This is a genomic window from Pseudomonas antarctica (genome assembly GCF_900624995.1).
In the GTDB taxonomy this organism is placed as follows: domain Bacteria; phylum Pseudomonadota; class Gammaproteobacteria; order Pseudomonadales; family Pseudomonadaceae; genus Aquipseudomonas; species Aquipseudomonas antarctica.
The window spans coordinates 1-13,842 of record NZ_UYXQ01000107.1; the positions used below are offsets into that span (position 1 = coordinate 1).

A 13,842-nucleotide genomic window follows, 5' to 3' on the forward strand; every position below is an offset into this window, starting at 1 on the left:
CAACCACCAACCGCTGCGCCAGCGCATGACTCCAACCAAACCCCAACCCACAATCCACGTCCACCGCACTGGTGCGGTACAGGCGCGTCCACTCAAACGGTAAAATCCCGTCCAGTGCACCGTCAGTGAGGGTCAGCAATTTCTCGCCGGTGACCATCGACACCGGGCAACCATTAGTGGCGGTCTTGTCCGCAGGCGCCGCCGCATCTCCCTGCGGATTCTTCGCTGCGGCCGGCACGTCATCGACATGTTCCTGGCGCACCAACGTCGTCTTCTGCGACGTGCTGCGAACCGCTGGCACCGCGTTCGCCACCAGGTTCTCCCCAACCTTCAACGGCGCAACCGGCACCGTCTTAATCTGCATCGCCGCACTACTCACCAGCAACGGCTTAACCACCTCGGCATGCGGCTCCAACCTGGGCATCACCAGCTTTTTAGCCAGCAACTCCAACAAATCCCGGGCCCGTCCAGACTTGATCTGCCCAAGCACCTGCGTACCCAGGCGCACCGCCACACCCATTCCCGCCGTTGCCCAAACCAGCAGCAGGTTGATCAATACCTCGCCAGTGATCTCCCCCATCAACTCATTCATTTCTTGCGGCGGCAGCATGCGCATCCAGCTGACCATCGCCGACACATAAATGAACAGCAGTGGCTCATCGCTAAGCACCAGCAGGCCGTTGGCGATCGCGTCGTTGCCGAGCTTCAGCAGCTCATCCAGTTCGGTTTGGGAGATGTAGTGCAGCAACTTCTCGCTGTTGGGCTTGATGTCCGCCAACAGGTCATACAACTGCGTGATGTTGTCCCACAGGCCGTAAAGCGCTTTGCCCATGCCACTGAGAAACGCCGCTTCCACCATCCTTCGCCGGTCCAGCGGGGTAGCGTCTGTATAGTTTTTCCACTGCGCCTTAAACGTGCTGTTCCATTCGTCGCGCAGGCGCGCTTCCAGCGCCCCGATCACCGACTGATAAGACGCATACAGCGCCTCGACGTGATCCACGGAAACGTTGGGGTAGAAACTGATTCGGTACTGCTGGTTGCGATCACACTCGGTGATTTCGAGAATGCCGCTGGGGCCGATGGTCTTGTGGATCGGCTCGCCCAATGGCCCGCCGTTGGGGTCGACGCGTTGCAGTATCACCGGCGTGTCACCGATGGGCACAAACCGCGTGCTCTGGAACATGTGCACCAGGGTCAATGTGCCGTTGGCCTGGCAGGTGGCGACGGTGCTGCTGGGAAAAATGGAGCGGTTGATGGGCGCGACGAGCGCCACTTCATTGCCAACCTTGAACACCTGTTCTACATCCAGCGCCGAAAAGCTCCAGAAGCTCGAAGCCCAGTCGTCAAAGGTGTTCAGGCACTCTCGGAAGTCGCGCAAGACGGTTTCAACATCAACCGTCTTTGCATCCCTTGGCGCCAGGGCCAGCCTGCCAATGGCCGTGTTCAAGCGACAACCCCAAAAACCTGGGCGTTAACGAAAAAAAACATCTGCAATCCCTCGCGCTGTGTGATCAGGCGAAGGACTTTGCAGCGGTTTTTAGGCGGTATCTGTAGAGCTTATCCGGCTGTTGTGTGGGATGTTTCGGTAGTCCTCGTCTTCTCTCGCCCAAGCACCACACTGCACAGCGCCGGCAGGAACAACAACGTCAAAACCGTACCCACCAGCACCCCACCAATCAGCACATAGGCCAGGGAAGACCAGAACACCGACAGCGTCAGTGGGATAAACGCCAGCGCCGCCGCCAATGCGGTCAAAATCACCGGCCGTGCACGCCGCACCGTGGCTTCGATAATCGCCTCGTGAATTGCCATGCCGTGTGCCTGGTTTTGGCGAATCTGGTCGGTAAAGATCAGCGTATTGCGCATCAGGATGCCGCCAATGCCGATCAAGCCCAGAATCGCGTTAAACCCGAACGGCTGGTTGAACAGCAGCAAGGTCGGCACCGCGCCGATCAGGCCCAGTGGCGCGGTGGCGAAGACCATGAACATCACGCCGAACGAGCGCACTTGGAACATGATCACCGTGAGGGTCAGCAGGATCATGATCGGGAACAGTGCGGCCAGGGCGACGTTGGCCTTGGCGCTTTCTTCCACCGGGCCGCCGATGTCGATCTGGTAACCGGCAGGCAGCTTGGCGATCAGCGGTTGCAGGTCTTTGTACACGGCCATTTCCACGTCGGGCGGTTGTACGCCGTCGATGATGTCGGCGCGCACTTCCACGGTGCTTGCGCGGTTGCGGCGCTTGAGGATCGGTTCTTCCATGACCGCCTGAAAATGCCCGACTTGGGCCAGCGGCACCGAAGTGCCGGCGCTGTTGGCCAGGGTCATGTTGTTAAGGTTGCCGAGGTTTTCGCGCTGGTTGCCCTGGGCGCGGGCGACCACGGAGACGGTGCGGTTGCCTTCGCGCACTTCGGTAATTGGGTTGCCGCTGAGCAAGGCGTTGAGCTGCGATTTGACCTCGTTGGGGGTGAAACCCAGCAAGCGCAGACGGTCTTGATCCAGTACCAGGCGATAGCCACTGGTGCGCTCGCCCCAATCAAGGAAGGCGTCCTTGGTCAGTGTGTTGGCAGCCACAACCCGACGCACCTCTTCGGCCACGCCGCGAAGCACCTCCACATTCGGCCCGCAAACGCGCAACACCACCGGGAACGGCACCGGCGGGCCGAACAGTAACTGCGTCACGCGCACACGCGCAGCCGCAAACTCACCGGCAGCAACCCGCTCACGCATGCGCCGTTTCAACGCATCGCGGGCATGCGAGTCCGGGGTCTGCACAATCAGCTTGGCAAACGCCGGGTCGGGCAGTTCAGGGTTCAGTGACAGGAAAAAACGCGGCGCACCACCGCCTACATAGGTGTCGACCAGGCGGGTCTGCGGCTCTTGCAGCAGGGCTTTTTCCAGCTGCGCCGCCACCGCCTCGGTGTTCTTGAAGGCGCTGCCGGGTGGCATGTACACCTCAAGGATCAGTTCGCTGCGGTCGGAGTTGGGGAAGAACTGCTTCTTCACCACGCCCATGCCCAGCCCGCACAGCACAAACGCGGCGATGACCAAGCCGATCACCAGCCAACGCCTGCGCAGGCAGGCTTCGACTGCATCACGCAGCCTCTGGTAGTAACGCCCGGCGTAAATGGCATCGTGGCCGCCGGGCACCGGTTTGATCTGCGGCAGCCACTTCACGCCCAAATAGGGCGTGAACACCACGGCCACCCACCACGACGAAAGCAGCGCAAACCCGACAATCCAGAAGATATTCCCGGCATATTCCCCGGCGGCCGAGCGCGCAAACCCCACCGGCAGAAAGCCGATGATCGTCACCAGCGTGCCGGTCAGCATGGGCGCTGCGGTGGAGCGCCAGGCGAAGGTGGCGGCGTTAACCCGGTCAAAGCCTTCCTCCAGTTTCACCACCATCATCTCGATGGCGATGATCGCGTCATCCACCAGCAAGCCCAGGGAAATAATCAGTGCACCCAGGGTAATGCGGTCGAATTCACGCCCGGTGAGCAACATGATCACAAACACCATCGACAAGGTCAGCGGTACCGCTGCGACCACCACCAGCCCGACGCGAAAGCCCAGGGCCAACAGGCTGATGACCATCACCACTGCCAGGGCGACGAAAAACTTCAGCATGAATTCATTCACCGCCAGGCTGATGTTTTTCGCCTGGTCGGAGACCTTGGTGAAGTTTACCCCCAGTGGCAGGTCGGCCTGGATTTTTGCTTCCTGGGCCTTGAGACTTTTGTCCAGTTCCAAGCCGTTCCAGTGCTTCTCCATGATCACCCCGAGCATCAACGCCGGTTGGCCCTGGTGGCGAATGCGGTAGCTGGGCGGGTCTTCATAGCCACGGCTGACAGTGGCCACGTCGGCAATGCGCAGCACACGGCCATTGACGTCCAATGGCACATTTTCGATCAGTGCCAGGCTGTCGAAAGCCCCGTCAATACGGATATAAGCGCGGGCGCCGGCAGTTTCGACAAAACCCGACGGCGCCACGGCGTTCTGCGCGGCGAGGGCGGCGAAGATCTGGTCCGGCTTGATGCCCAGAGTTGCCAGGCGCTCGTAGGAAAACTCGACAAAGATCCGCTGAGCCTGCTCCCCGAGAATGTTGACCTTTTTCACCCCCGGCAGGTTGAGCAAGCCCTGGCGCAGTTCCTCGGCCATTTGCACCTGCTGGCGATGCGGCAAGTGCTCGGCCTCCAGAGCGTAAAGGGCGAAATACACGTCGGAGTATTCATCGTTGAAGAACGGCCCGATCACGCCCTTAGGCAGTGTCGAGGCTTCATCACTGAGTTTTTTGCGCGTTTGGTAGAACAGGTCCTGGATTTCGCTGGGGCGGGTGGACTCTTTGTAGGTCATGCGCATCGACACAAAGCCCGGCTGAGCGATGGTCTCGACACGGTCGTAGTCGTCCAGTTCCTGCAGGCGCTTTTCCAGGCGGTCGGCGACTTGCTCCTGCATTTCCTCGGCGGTCGCGCCGGGCCAGGCGGCGCTGATGGTCATGACCTTGACGGTAAACGACGGGTCTTCGGCGCGGCCCAGCTTACCGAACGAAAAGACCCCGGCGGCGAGAATCGCAATGATCAAAAACAGCGTGACCGCGGGATGTTTCACCGCCAGTTCGGAGAGGTTGATGCCGCGCATGCTCAGTGGTCCTGTTTGCGGTTGAGGGCCTGCGCTTGGGCGGGCAACAGGCGCACGGCGTCGCCGCTGTGCAGCAGGTGAGCGCCGAGGGCGACGATGGTCTGGCCGGGTGTCAGGCCGCTGTCGAGCAGGGCGTCTTCCTGGCCGAGGCTGGCGACATTGACGGGCGCGAAGGTGACCTTGCCATCATCACCGATCAGCCACACGCCGGTGCCAAGCCCTGCGTCTTGCAAGGCGCCGATGGGCACGCGGGTTTGCTGCGTTTGGCCGTTGCCTTGGAGGCGCACGGTGATGGTCGAGCCGAGGGCGAAGCGGTTGACGGCGCCATGCAACACATACCGCGCGCGGTAGGTGCGGGTGGCCGGGTCGGCGCTGGCGGAGAGCTCGCGCAGGGTGGCGGTCACGGCCTGGTCCGGCGCGCCGAAGGGGAACGCCAGGGCCTTTTGCGAGGCTTGGTCGCGCTGGTTTTCCGGCAGGTTGACGATAGCTTCGCGGGCGCCGTCATGGGCCAGGCGCGCGACGATTTGCCCTTCGGCGACGACCTGGCCGCGGTCCACGCGCACGTCGGTGATGATGCCGTCGCTGTCGGCCTTGAGTACTGAGTAGGTGCGGCGGTTTTCGATCTGGCTGGCGTCGGATTGAGCTGCAGCCAGCTCGGCTTCGGCCACGCGCAGGTAGGTCGCCGACTGGTCGAAGATCTGCCGCGACACCGCGCCGGTGCTGGCCAGGCGCTGGTAGCGGTTTTCATCATCGCGACGCTGACGCAATTGCGCCTGGGCGGCGCTCACACGGTTTTTAGCCGAACGCAGGGCCAGTTCGAAGTCGCCGATGTCCAGCACCAAAAGCGTGTCACCTCGGGACACGTGCTGGCCGGGGTCGACCTTGCGTTCGATGACCTTGCCGCTGACCCGGAAGCCCAGGTCACTTTCCGTGCGCGCAGCCACCACGCCGGTGTAGGCGCTTTGCTGGGTGCCGGCGGCTTCGACTTTCGCCGCGAGCACTGGGCGGGGCAGGGGCACGCCGGCGGCGCTGTCGGCTTTGTTGTTGCAGCCGCTGATGAAGACCAACAGGGCCAGGGATGTGAGAAGGCGCAAGGGGAGAGGGTGCATGACGGGCTCCGGGGATAACCAGCTGGAAAAATTACGATCATAATTTTCTTTAATATTATGATCGAAATATAAATTAATCCAGCCTCTTGATGTTCCACACGGCAAACGCCTCGGCCCCTCGGCGGTGTTTATCAACCTGCTGGGGTTTAATGGCCACCATGCGCCTTGGGCCTCAGCCGATGGCAGTGCGGCCCCGATGCTCATCATCCAGGCCTGCGTTGGGGCTCGACGTGTGGCGCATTTCATCTGTTACGCCAGCGCCAGGCCAGGGATTGTCCTACTCGTAGAACGATCAAGGTCGATTTTGCCGGCTAGTACTCAGCGGCCAGCGGACTTAGGGTGTATGCAACTTGGAGGTCCACCATGAAAAACATCATCGGCATCTACACCAGCCCCCGTGCCCACTGGGTCGGCGACGGTTTTCCGGTGCGCACGCTGTTTTCCTACGACACGATGGGCAAGCACATCAGCCCGTTCCTGTTGCTGGACCACGCCGGCCCCGCCGATTTCACACCGACCGAACAACGTCGCGGCGTCGGCCAGCACCCGCATCGTGGCTTTGAAACCGTGACCATCGTGTACGACGGCGAAGTCGAGCACCGTGACTCCACGGGCGCCGGTGGCACTATCGGCCCCGGCGATGTGCAATGGATGACGGCCGCCAAAGGCATCCTCCACGAAGAGTTCCATTCCCAAGCCTTTGCCCGCAGCGGCGGGGCACTGGAGATGGTGCAACTGTGGGTCAACCTGCCGGCCAAGCACAAAATGGCCGACGCCGGTTACCAGACTATCGTCGATGGCGATATTGCGGTGCTGCCGCTGGCGGACGACGCCGGGCAGTTGCGCCTGATCGCCGGTGAGTTTGCCGGTACCCAAGGGCCAGCCCGTACTTTCACGCCGATTGACGTGTGGGACTTGCGTCTTAACGCCGGTAAAGCGGTCACGCTGGACCTGCACGCCGGGCGCAATACCGCGCTGGTGATCCTGCGCGGCACGGTGCTGGTCAATGGCGAGGAAGTCGCGCGCCAAGGGCAGTTGGCATTGTTTGAACGCGATGGCGAGCACATTACGTTGCAAGCCAACGACGACGCCAAGGTGCTGCTGCTCAGCGGTGAACCGATCGATGAGCCCATCGTCGGCCACGGCCCGTTTGTGATGAACACCGAGCAGGAAATTCATCAGGCGTTTGCTGACTTCCAATCCGGTCGTTTCGGACAAATGCAGGCTTAACGGTCAAGTGCCAACCCCTGTGGGAGCGGGCTTGTTGTGGCAAGCCCGCTCGCCACAACAAGCCCGCTTGCCACAAGGGTTTTTACCCGCACATTTTGTTTTCCAGCGTTCTCAAATCATGCGATCTTCAGCGCATTCGCCTTGGAGTCGCCCGGATGCCCTCATTTATCGCTGATCACCCGATGTTGTGCGCCGTGGCGCTGATCTTTATCGACATCGCCGTGTGGCGCCTTATTTCCGTCAACCTCGCCAACTGGAAACTCGCCGCACGCCTGGCGATCTTTGCCGTGTACAGCGCCGTGTTGTTCAACGACGGCATGAACCCCATGCAACTCGCACCCTATGCCGACAACACCGCCTTGCACCTGGCCGCCACCGCGTTGCAGATCGGCTGGTGGCTGTTCGCCGCGCGTACCCTCACGGTATTGCTTGGCACGGTGATGATGCAGCGAGTCGGGCACGGCGGGCGGCTGCTGCAGGACTTGATGGGCGCGGTGATTTTCCTGATCGCGATCATCGCCGCCATGGCCTACGTGCTCGACCTGCCGGTCAAGGGCGTGCTCGCCACCTCCGGCGCCGTGGCGATCATCGTCGGCCTGGCGTTGCAAAGCACCCTGAGCGACGTGTTTTCCGGGATTGTGCTCAACACCACTAAGCCGTATCAGCTGGATGACTGGATCTCCATCGACGGCACCGAAGGCCGGGTCACCGACATCGACTGGCGCGCCACACGCCTGCAAACCTCCCAGGGCAACATGGCGGTGATCCCCAACTCCCTGGCGGCCAAGGCCAAGATCATCAACTTCTCACGCCCGGCGGACGTGTTCGGCCTGGTGGTCAGCCTGCAAGTCAGCCCCCACGCGCGCCCGCAAACCGTGATCGAGGCGCTGGAGCGCGCGATGCAAGGTTGCCGGCCGTTGCTGGTCAAGCCCGCGCCGAGCGTGGCGTTCAAGACCTCTGCCAGCGGTGGCGTGGAGTATGAAATCAGCGGCTTTGTGCCGGCCATGGGCATCAAGCGCGAAGTGCGCAACCAGCTTTACGATTTGGCTTTCCGCCACCTGCAGGCGGCGGGCGTGAGCCTGCTGTCTGCCTCTGAAGGCAGCGTTCCACCGGCTTTATCCGGTGCGCGGGCGTTGCTGGAGCGCTCGTCGATTTTCTCAACTCTGCGCCAGGACGAGAAAGACACCTTCAGCCAGAACATGACCCTGCACAGCTACCGTGCCGGTGAGATGATCCTGCCGTCGGGCCAGGTCAGCGATCATTTGTTTATTGTCGAGTCTGGCGTGGTCTCGGTGATGCTGATCAAGGGCGGCCATACGTTCGAAGCCGGGCGCATGGGCCCGGGCGAGGTCATTGGCGAGGCGGGCATTCTCTCCGATCGGGCGACGCTGGCGGATTTTTCCGCGAAGACCTTCTGCACGTTGTACCGCATCGAGAAGGCATACTTGAAACCCTGCCTGGATGCGCGCCACGACATCAGCGAAGCGATGAAGGCGCTGCTGGATTTGCGCCTACACACGGCGCAGGCCCTGACCCAGGACGCGCCGGTCGTGCCGGTGAAAAAAGGCTTCCTGCAATGGCTGCGCAGTCGCGGGCTGTAGCAGATCAAGGCGCCATGGCGATGCGGTAGCGCTCGTCGAAATCGTCCGCCAACTGCGCCAGCGTTACGTCGCCCAAACGCGCCATCAATAGCGCCTGCGCCTGGTCGAACGCATCTGTCAGCGCCGCGTTCACCGCCTGTTCCACCAGGCACTCCGGGTGGTCAGTGGACAGGCCAATGGCAAATATCGACGGCGTGCCCAAGGCGTTGTGAATATCCAGCAAGGTGATTTCACTCAAGGGTTTGCCCAGGCACCAGCCGCCCTGATGGCCCTTTTCCGAATTCACGTAGCCCTTTTCCTTGAGCAGCCCCAAGGTGCGCCGCACCACCACCGGGTTGGTGCCGAGCATTTGTGCGATGGTTTCCGAAGTAGCGCGTTCTTCATGGCGGCCCATATGGATCAGCACATGCAGCATGCGTGAGAGGCGTGTGTCGTTTCTCATCAAAAAACCTCAAGTCGATTCGCCGCAAAGTATCCTTTGTAACCTAAAAAGTTGCGAGACACTTGACGGGCTATTTTTACGTAACTTATGGTGTGTCGTGAAGGCGCGCGGATAACCGCGGGCACCTGACACGAGATCACTTTCATGATGCATGACGTCATTATGGTGGGCGGCAGCTATGCTGGCCTGTCTGCGGGCCTGCAACTGGCAAGGGCGCGGCGCAAGGTGTTGATGATCGACGCAGGGCAGCGGCGTAACCGCTTCGCTGCCACCTCCCATGGCTTTCTCGGCCAGGACGGCCAGGCGCCGGCTATTATTGCGGCCGAGGGTCGCAGCCAATTGATGGAATACCCTACTGTGACCTGGGTACAAGACAGCGTGGTCGAGGCCGTAGCGGAGCAGGGCGGTTTCCGCGTGCGCACCCAGTGCAACGGCGAGTTCAAGGCCAAACGCCTGATTCTCGCCACCGGTGTGGTCGACGAATTGCCCGCTATCGAAGGCCTGCAGGAACGCTGGGGTACGCGGGTGTTTCATTGCCCTTACTGCCACGGTTATGAGCTCGAACAAGGCCGCATCGGCGTATTGGCCACCTCGCCGTTGGCGATGCATCACGCGCTGATGCTGCCGGACTGGGGCACCACCACCTTGTTCACCAATGGCGTGTTTACCCCGGATGCCGAGCAACAGGCGCAGCTGGATCGACGCGGGGTTGCGGTGCAAAGCACACAGGTCACACGCATCAGCGGCGAACGCGCTGATCTGGAATTGGCAGACGGTCGGGTCATTGCGCTGGACGGCGTCTTCACCATGTCCCGCACCCGCATCAGCCCGTTGGCCGCGCAATTGGGCTGTGAGTTGGCCGACGGCCCCACCGGTGCCTATCTGCACACCAACGACATGCGCCAGACCTCGGTGGCCGGCGTGTTTGCCTGTGGCGACACCTCACTGGCGGCTGGCTCCATAGCGCTGGCAGTGGGCGAGGGCGTGCGCGCCGGGGTCGGTGCGCACTTTTCGTTGATCAGTGGCTGAGGTAGGCCGGGGTTTGCGTGGACAGCGAGGCTTTCACGCCATGAGTTATGTCGGTGATCAGCACTTCCTCGCGGTCTTCGCTCAGGGCTTGCAGGGTGATTGCGACCACTTCCTGAGGCGTGCTTTTCGGCACCTGCATGCTTGCCACCATGTCGGTGTCGATGTAGGCCGGGTGCACGCCGATCACCAGGGTGTTCTGCTCGCGCAGTTCGCCGCGCAGGCCGTTGGTCAGGCCCCACTGGGCGGATTTGGAGGTGCTGTAGCCGCCGTAGCCGGGCGGGCTCAGCCAGCTCAGAACCGAAAGGATATTGACCAGCGCGCCGCCGCCTTGCTTGGCCAGGATCGGCGCGAAGGCACGGCTCAAGCGCAGGGTGCCGAAGGTGTTGACGTCAAAGTGCTGCTGCAGGTTTTCGACACTGTCTTCGGCGAGCAACGAGCCGTACTTCGCAAAGCCCGCGTTGTTGATCAACACGCTGACGTCGCTGCACTGCTCGGCGGCGCGCTGCACGCTGGCCGGGTCGGTGATGTCCAGGGCAATCGGCGTGCTGCCGGCAATGTTGACACTGGCCGGGTCCCGTGCAGCGGCGTAAACCTTGGCCGCACCGGCTTCCAACAGCGCCGTAACGAACGCTTTGCCCAGGCCACGGTTGGCACCGGTAACCAAAACCACTTTTCCACGAATATCCATGATGCACTCCAGGTGACGATTTAGGTTTAATGATGAAACTGTTTTTATCCTGAGCCGGTGAGTCCTATAATGCAACCGAATATTTCTAATTACGCGAGGCCCGACGATGAAACGCAAATGCCTGGAAGGCGACGGCTGCCCGGTCGCCCGTGCGCTGGATGTGGTGGGGGATTGGTGGACGCTGCTGATCATCCGCGACGCGTTTGCCGGGGTGACGCGCTTCGGCGATTTCCAAAAGCACCTGGGCGTTGCGAAAAACATCCTCGCCACACGCCTCAAGGACATGGTTGAGCAAGGCCTGCTGCACACCCGCGACGTCGGCGCGCGCAGTGAATACCAACTGACCGACAAAGGCCGCGCGCTGATGCCGGTGCTGGTGACCCTGGCGCAATGGGGCGAGACGCACACCGAGCCTGAGCAGGTCGGTGCGCGTGTATTGGATGCGCGCTCGCTCAAGCCGCTGCGCAAGGTCCAGATCGTGGCCGAGGATGGCCGCGTGCTGGGCCTGGAAGATATCGTCACGCAGGTGGGTTAAGCGGGTTGGCCATCCACTAACTGCTGAAACAACGGCGTCAGCAATTCGATCAACACCTGCGGGTCGGCCTTGGCCAGCGCCGACAATTCCAGCCTCTGGCGCATCACCTGAAAGCCCAACACAAGCGCCAGCACCAGCGCTGCGCGCTCTTGGTGATGCGCGCCCTCAAGTGCAGCGGCCAGGGGCGCCTGGTGGGCTTTTTCGAGCTGTTCGCGACCCATCACGGCGGCGCGCTTGCTCAATGCCGACTGCAGCATGATCAGGAAACCTTCCAGCGGCGTGCTGCCGGCTTCAGTCATGCTGACCAGCGCGGTGGCGATGCTGCGCCCAAGGTTTTGCACGCTGAGGTGGTCTGGCGTCAGGGTGACGGGGCTGGCCAGTGCCTCGGCGACCACTTCGGCAAACAGCTGCTCCTTGGAGGCGAAATAGCGGTTGACCAGCATCACGGTTAACCCCGCGCCGGCGGCGATTTCACCCAGGCCGGTGCGGTCGTAGCCGCAGTGGGCAAACGCTTTGCGCGCGGACAACACAATGGCGTCGCGGGTGACGGCGGCATCGCGCCGGCGAGGAGTCGGGTTGGGCATTGGCGTCCTGACGTGGCGAGTAGTGGTGGGCACGCAACCGGTGCGCGCCGACAGGGTACAGGGTCTGTTTGCTGTCGAGGAAGCCCAACAGTGGCGCATTGAACAGCGCTGGGGCTTGGGCCCAGGGTGATTTTGTTCAATACCACGCGCGTTCAGCCCCCTACCGTGAGGCGATCTTTGCTTGGCATCACAAAAAGGAACCGCAATGAGCTTGATCCTCTCCATGGCCGCTTTCGCGCTGGTCACCTCCATTACCCCGGGCCCGGTCAACGTGGTCGCCCTCAGCGCCGGCGCACGCTTCGGCTTTGCCGCCAGCCAGAAACACGTGTTCGGCGCCGCTGTCGGCTTCACCTTGTTGTTAGTGCTGATCGGTCTGGGCCTGCATGAAGTGCTGGTGCGCTGGCCGATTCTGACCCAGTTGATCCAGTGGGGCGGCGTCGCGTTTTTGCTGTACATGGCCTGGAAACTCGCGGTGGACGATGGCCGCCTCGACGCCGAGGGCACCGCCACCGCGCCATCGATGCTCTACGGCGCGATCATGCAATGGCTCAACCCCAAAGCCTGGCTGGCCTGCGTGGCGGGCATGGGCTTGTTTGTGGCCGATGGCGATGCGCGCCAAGTGTGGCTATTCGCGGCGCTGTACCTGGTGATCTGCTACCTGTCGGTGGCGTGCTGGGTGTACGCCGGCACTTTCTTGCGCCGCTACCTGAGCAACCCGCAGGGCGTGCGCCTGTTCAACCGCTCAATGGCCGCGTTGCTGGTGGCCAGTGTGGGTTATTTGCTGATGGCTTGAGCAAGTCACGGTACTGCCCGGGCGTGGCGGCAAAGTGTTGTTTGAACGCCCGCTGAAAATGCGCCTGGTCGGCAAAACCGGCGGCCAGGGCCACATCGGCGATCAGCTCGCCGTTGCGTAACTGAGTGCGGGCAAACTGGATGCGCCGGTTGACCAAAAAGGCATGCGGCGTGAGCCCGTAATACTGCTTGAACGCACGGATCAGGTACGACGGCGACAGCTCGGCCGCCAGGCAAATCTGCTCCAGCTTCAACGCCTCGGTGCAGTGCTCACGGATGTACTCGGCGGCGCGCTCCAGCTTATGGTTGACCTCGCGCACCGGCGTCAGCGAAGGGTTCAAACGCTGCTGCACCTCGGTAAAAAAACTCACCAACGCGCTCTGCTTTTGCAGCAATTCGGCCTGTTCATCCAGCAGCATTGCGTACAGCTCAAGCAAACCGTTGAACAGCAGCGGGTCGCGGGTGTGCGGCGTGTTGAACGGACGATAACCCAGGTCGGTACTGAAACCGAGCTGATGTTGCAGGTCGGTCAGCCAAGGCGTGTCGAGGTAAACCATGTGATACGACCAGGGCTGGTCGTGGATCGGGTTGCACGCATGCACATCGCCGGGGTTCATCAGTACCACCGTGCCAGCGCTGATCTCAAAGGTCTGCGTGCCGTAGTGGTAATAACTGCGCCCGGTGGTGATCGCACCGATGGAAAAATGCTCATGGGCGTGGCGGGTGTACGTTACCTTGCGCCCATCGGCGATGGTGCGCGCTTCGATAAACGGCAAGCGCTCGTCACGCCAGAAGCGCGGCGCTTGCGCAGGGTGAACGGGGGTGTTCATCGACATGGCGCAGGCTCCATCCCTTGATCAACGAGCAGCGATCATTACACAGCCCAAGGCTGAATCGCCATGGCCGTTGATCAAAGCGCTTTAGACAAAAACACCCGGCTGCTGCCTTCAGGTTCACAGGGTATTTCGCCGAACCGCACCCAACCGTGTTTCTCATAAAAAACCGGTGCCTGAAAGCTGAGCGTGTAGAGCACGGCATTCAGACAACCCCGGCGTCGGGCTTCGTCTTCAAAGGCCTGCAGCAATTGGCTGCCCAGACCTGAGCCACGCAGGGAGTCGGGCAAGTGGAACAGGTCGAGGAAGGCCATGCCCAATGTGGTTTTGCCGGTGATGCCGCCGAGGACCTGCTGCG

14 protein-coding genes are annotated in these 13,842 nt (G+C 61.8%); 6 read left to right on the forward strand and 8 right to left on the reverse strand.

Features of this window, described 5'->3' with window-relative positions; all coding sequences use genetic code 11:
- The 3 genes from E0F99_RS24985 to E0F99_RS24995 all read right to left on the reverse strand — a co-directional run.
- The coding region (locus E0F99_RS24985) for a DUF6531 domain-containing protein (protein WP_242626929.1) at positions 1 to 1,447 on the reverse strand (1,447 nt) is incomplete at its 3' end.
- Positions 1,448 to 1,557: 110 nt separating this feature from the next.
- On the reverse strand, positions 1,558 to 4,641 hold the full coding sequence (locus E0F99_RS24990; protein ID WP_130908982.1) for an efflux RND transporter permease subunit: 3,084 nt from the start codon (positions 4,639 to 4,641) through the stop codon (positions 1,558 to 1,560).
- 2 nt (positions 4,642 to 4,643) lie between these two features.
- Positions 4,644 to 5,750, reverse strand: coding sequence for an efflux RND transporter periplasmic adaptor subunit (locus E0F99_RS24995; RefSeq protein WP_083358960.1), 1,107 nt, complete (start codon positions 5,748 to 5,750; stop codon positions 4,644 to 4,646).
- 363 nt (positions 5,751 to 6,113) lie between these two features.
- Here E0F99_RS24995 and E0F99_RS25000 point away from each other — a divergent pair, with 363 nt between their 5' ends.
- Both E0F99_RS25000 and E0F99_RS25005 read left to right on the forward strand, forming a co-directional pair.
- Positions 6,114 to 6,980, forward strand: coding sequence for a pirin family protein (locus E0F99_RS25000; RefSeq protein ID WP_083358959.1), 867 nt, complete (start codon positions 6,114 to 6,116; stop codon positions 6,978 to 6,980).
- A gap of 155 nt (positions 6,981 to 7,135) precedes the next feature.
- Positions 7,136 to 8,581 carry a mechanosensitive ion channel domain-containing protein gene (locus E0F99_RS25005; protein WP_083358958.1) on the forward strand — a complete coding sequence of 482 codons (1,446 nt, stop codon included), beginning with the start codon at positions 7,136 to 7,138 and terminating at the stop codon, positions 8,579 to 8,581.
- 4 nt (positions 8,582 to 8,585) lie between these two features.
- Here the strand turns inward: E0F99_RS25005 and E0F99_RS25010 are convergent, their stop codons facing one another.
- Entirely contained in the window at positions 8,586 to 9,023 is a 438-nt protein-coding gene (locus E0F99_RS25010) for an Rrf2 family transcriptional regulator (protein ID WP_083358957.1), read from the reverse strand.
- Between the two features lie 144 nt (positions 9,024 to 9,167).
- On the opposite strand from E0F99_RS25010, the gene E0F99_RS25015 reads away from it, so the two are divergent.
- Positions 9,168 to 10,052 (forward strand): NAD(P)/FAD-dependent oxidoreductase, encoded by an 885-nt coding sequence (locus E0F99_RS25015; protein WP_083358956.1) that lies wholly within the window; start codon positions 9,168 to 9,170, stop codon positions 10,050 to 10,052.
- Here E0F99_RS25015 and E0F99_RS25020 read toward each other — a convergent pair.
- Positions 10,042 to 10,740, reverse strand: coding sequence for an SDR family oxidoreductase (locus E0F99_RS25020; RefSeq protein ID WP_083358955.1), 699 nt, complete (start codon positions 10,738 to 10,740; stop codon positions 10,042 to 10,044). The two genes, E0F99_RS25015 and E0F99_RS25020, sit on opposite strands and share 11 nt — an antisense overlap.
- Positions 10,741 to 10,846: 106 nt before the next feature.
- On the opposite strand from E0F99_RS25020, the gene E0F99_RS25025 reads away from it, so the two are divergent.
- Positions 10,847 to 11,275: a winged helix-turn-helix transcriptional regulator gene (locus E0F99_RS25025; protein ID WP_083358954.1), complete on the forward strand. Its 429-nt coding sequence runs from the start codon at positions 10,847 to 10,849 to the stop codon at positions 11,273 to 11,275.
- Here E0F99_RS25025 and E0F99_RS25030 read toward each other — a convergent pair.
- On the reverse strand, positions 11,272 to 11,859 hold the full coding sequence (locus tag E0F99_RS25030; protein WP_232000083.1) for a TetR/AcrR family transcriptional regulator: 588 nt from the start codon (positions 11,857 to 11,859) through the stop codon (positions 11,272 to 11,274). The genes E0F99_RS25025 and E0F99_RS25030 overlap by 4 nt on opposite strands.
- Between E0F99_RS25030 and E0F99_RS30640 the strand changes: the two genes are divergently transcribed.
- Complete coding sequence (locus E0F99_RS30640) at positions 11,852 to 11,989, forward strand: hypothetical protein (RefSeq protein WP_242626930.1); 138 nt, start codon at positions 11,852 to 11,854, stop codon at positions 11,987 to 11,989. The two genes, E0F99_RS25030 and E0F99_RS30640, sit on opposite strands and share 8 nt — an antisense overlap.
- Positions 11,990 to 12,064: 75 nt before the next feature.
- Positions 12,065 to 12,652, forward strand: coding sequence for a LysE family translocator (locus E0F99_RS25035; protein ID WP_083358952.1), 588 nt, complete (start codon positions 12,065 to 12,067; stop codon positions 12,650 to 12,652).
- On the opposite strand, the gene E0F99_RS25040 is transcribed toward E0F99_RS25035, so the two are convergent.
- The gene (locus E0F99_RS25040) at positions 12,594 to 13,481 is read right to left on the reverse strand and encodes a helix-turn-helix domain-containing protein (protein WP_408003447.1); all 888 of its coding nucleotides are present in this window, start codon (positions 13,479 to 13,481) and stop codon (positions 12,594 to 12,596) included. The two genes, E0F99_RS25035 and E0F99_RS25040, sit on opposite strands and share 59 nt — an antisense overlap.
- Before the next feature lie 80 nt (positions 13,482 to 13,561).
- On the reverse strand, positions 13,562 to 13,842 hold a 281-nt coding region (locus E0F99_RS25045), incomplete at its 5' end, for a GNAT family N-acetyltransferase (protein WP_130908983.1).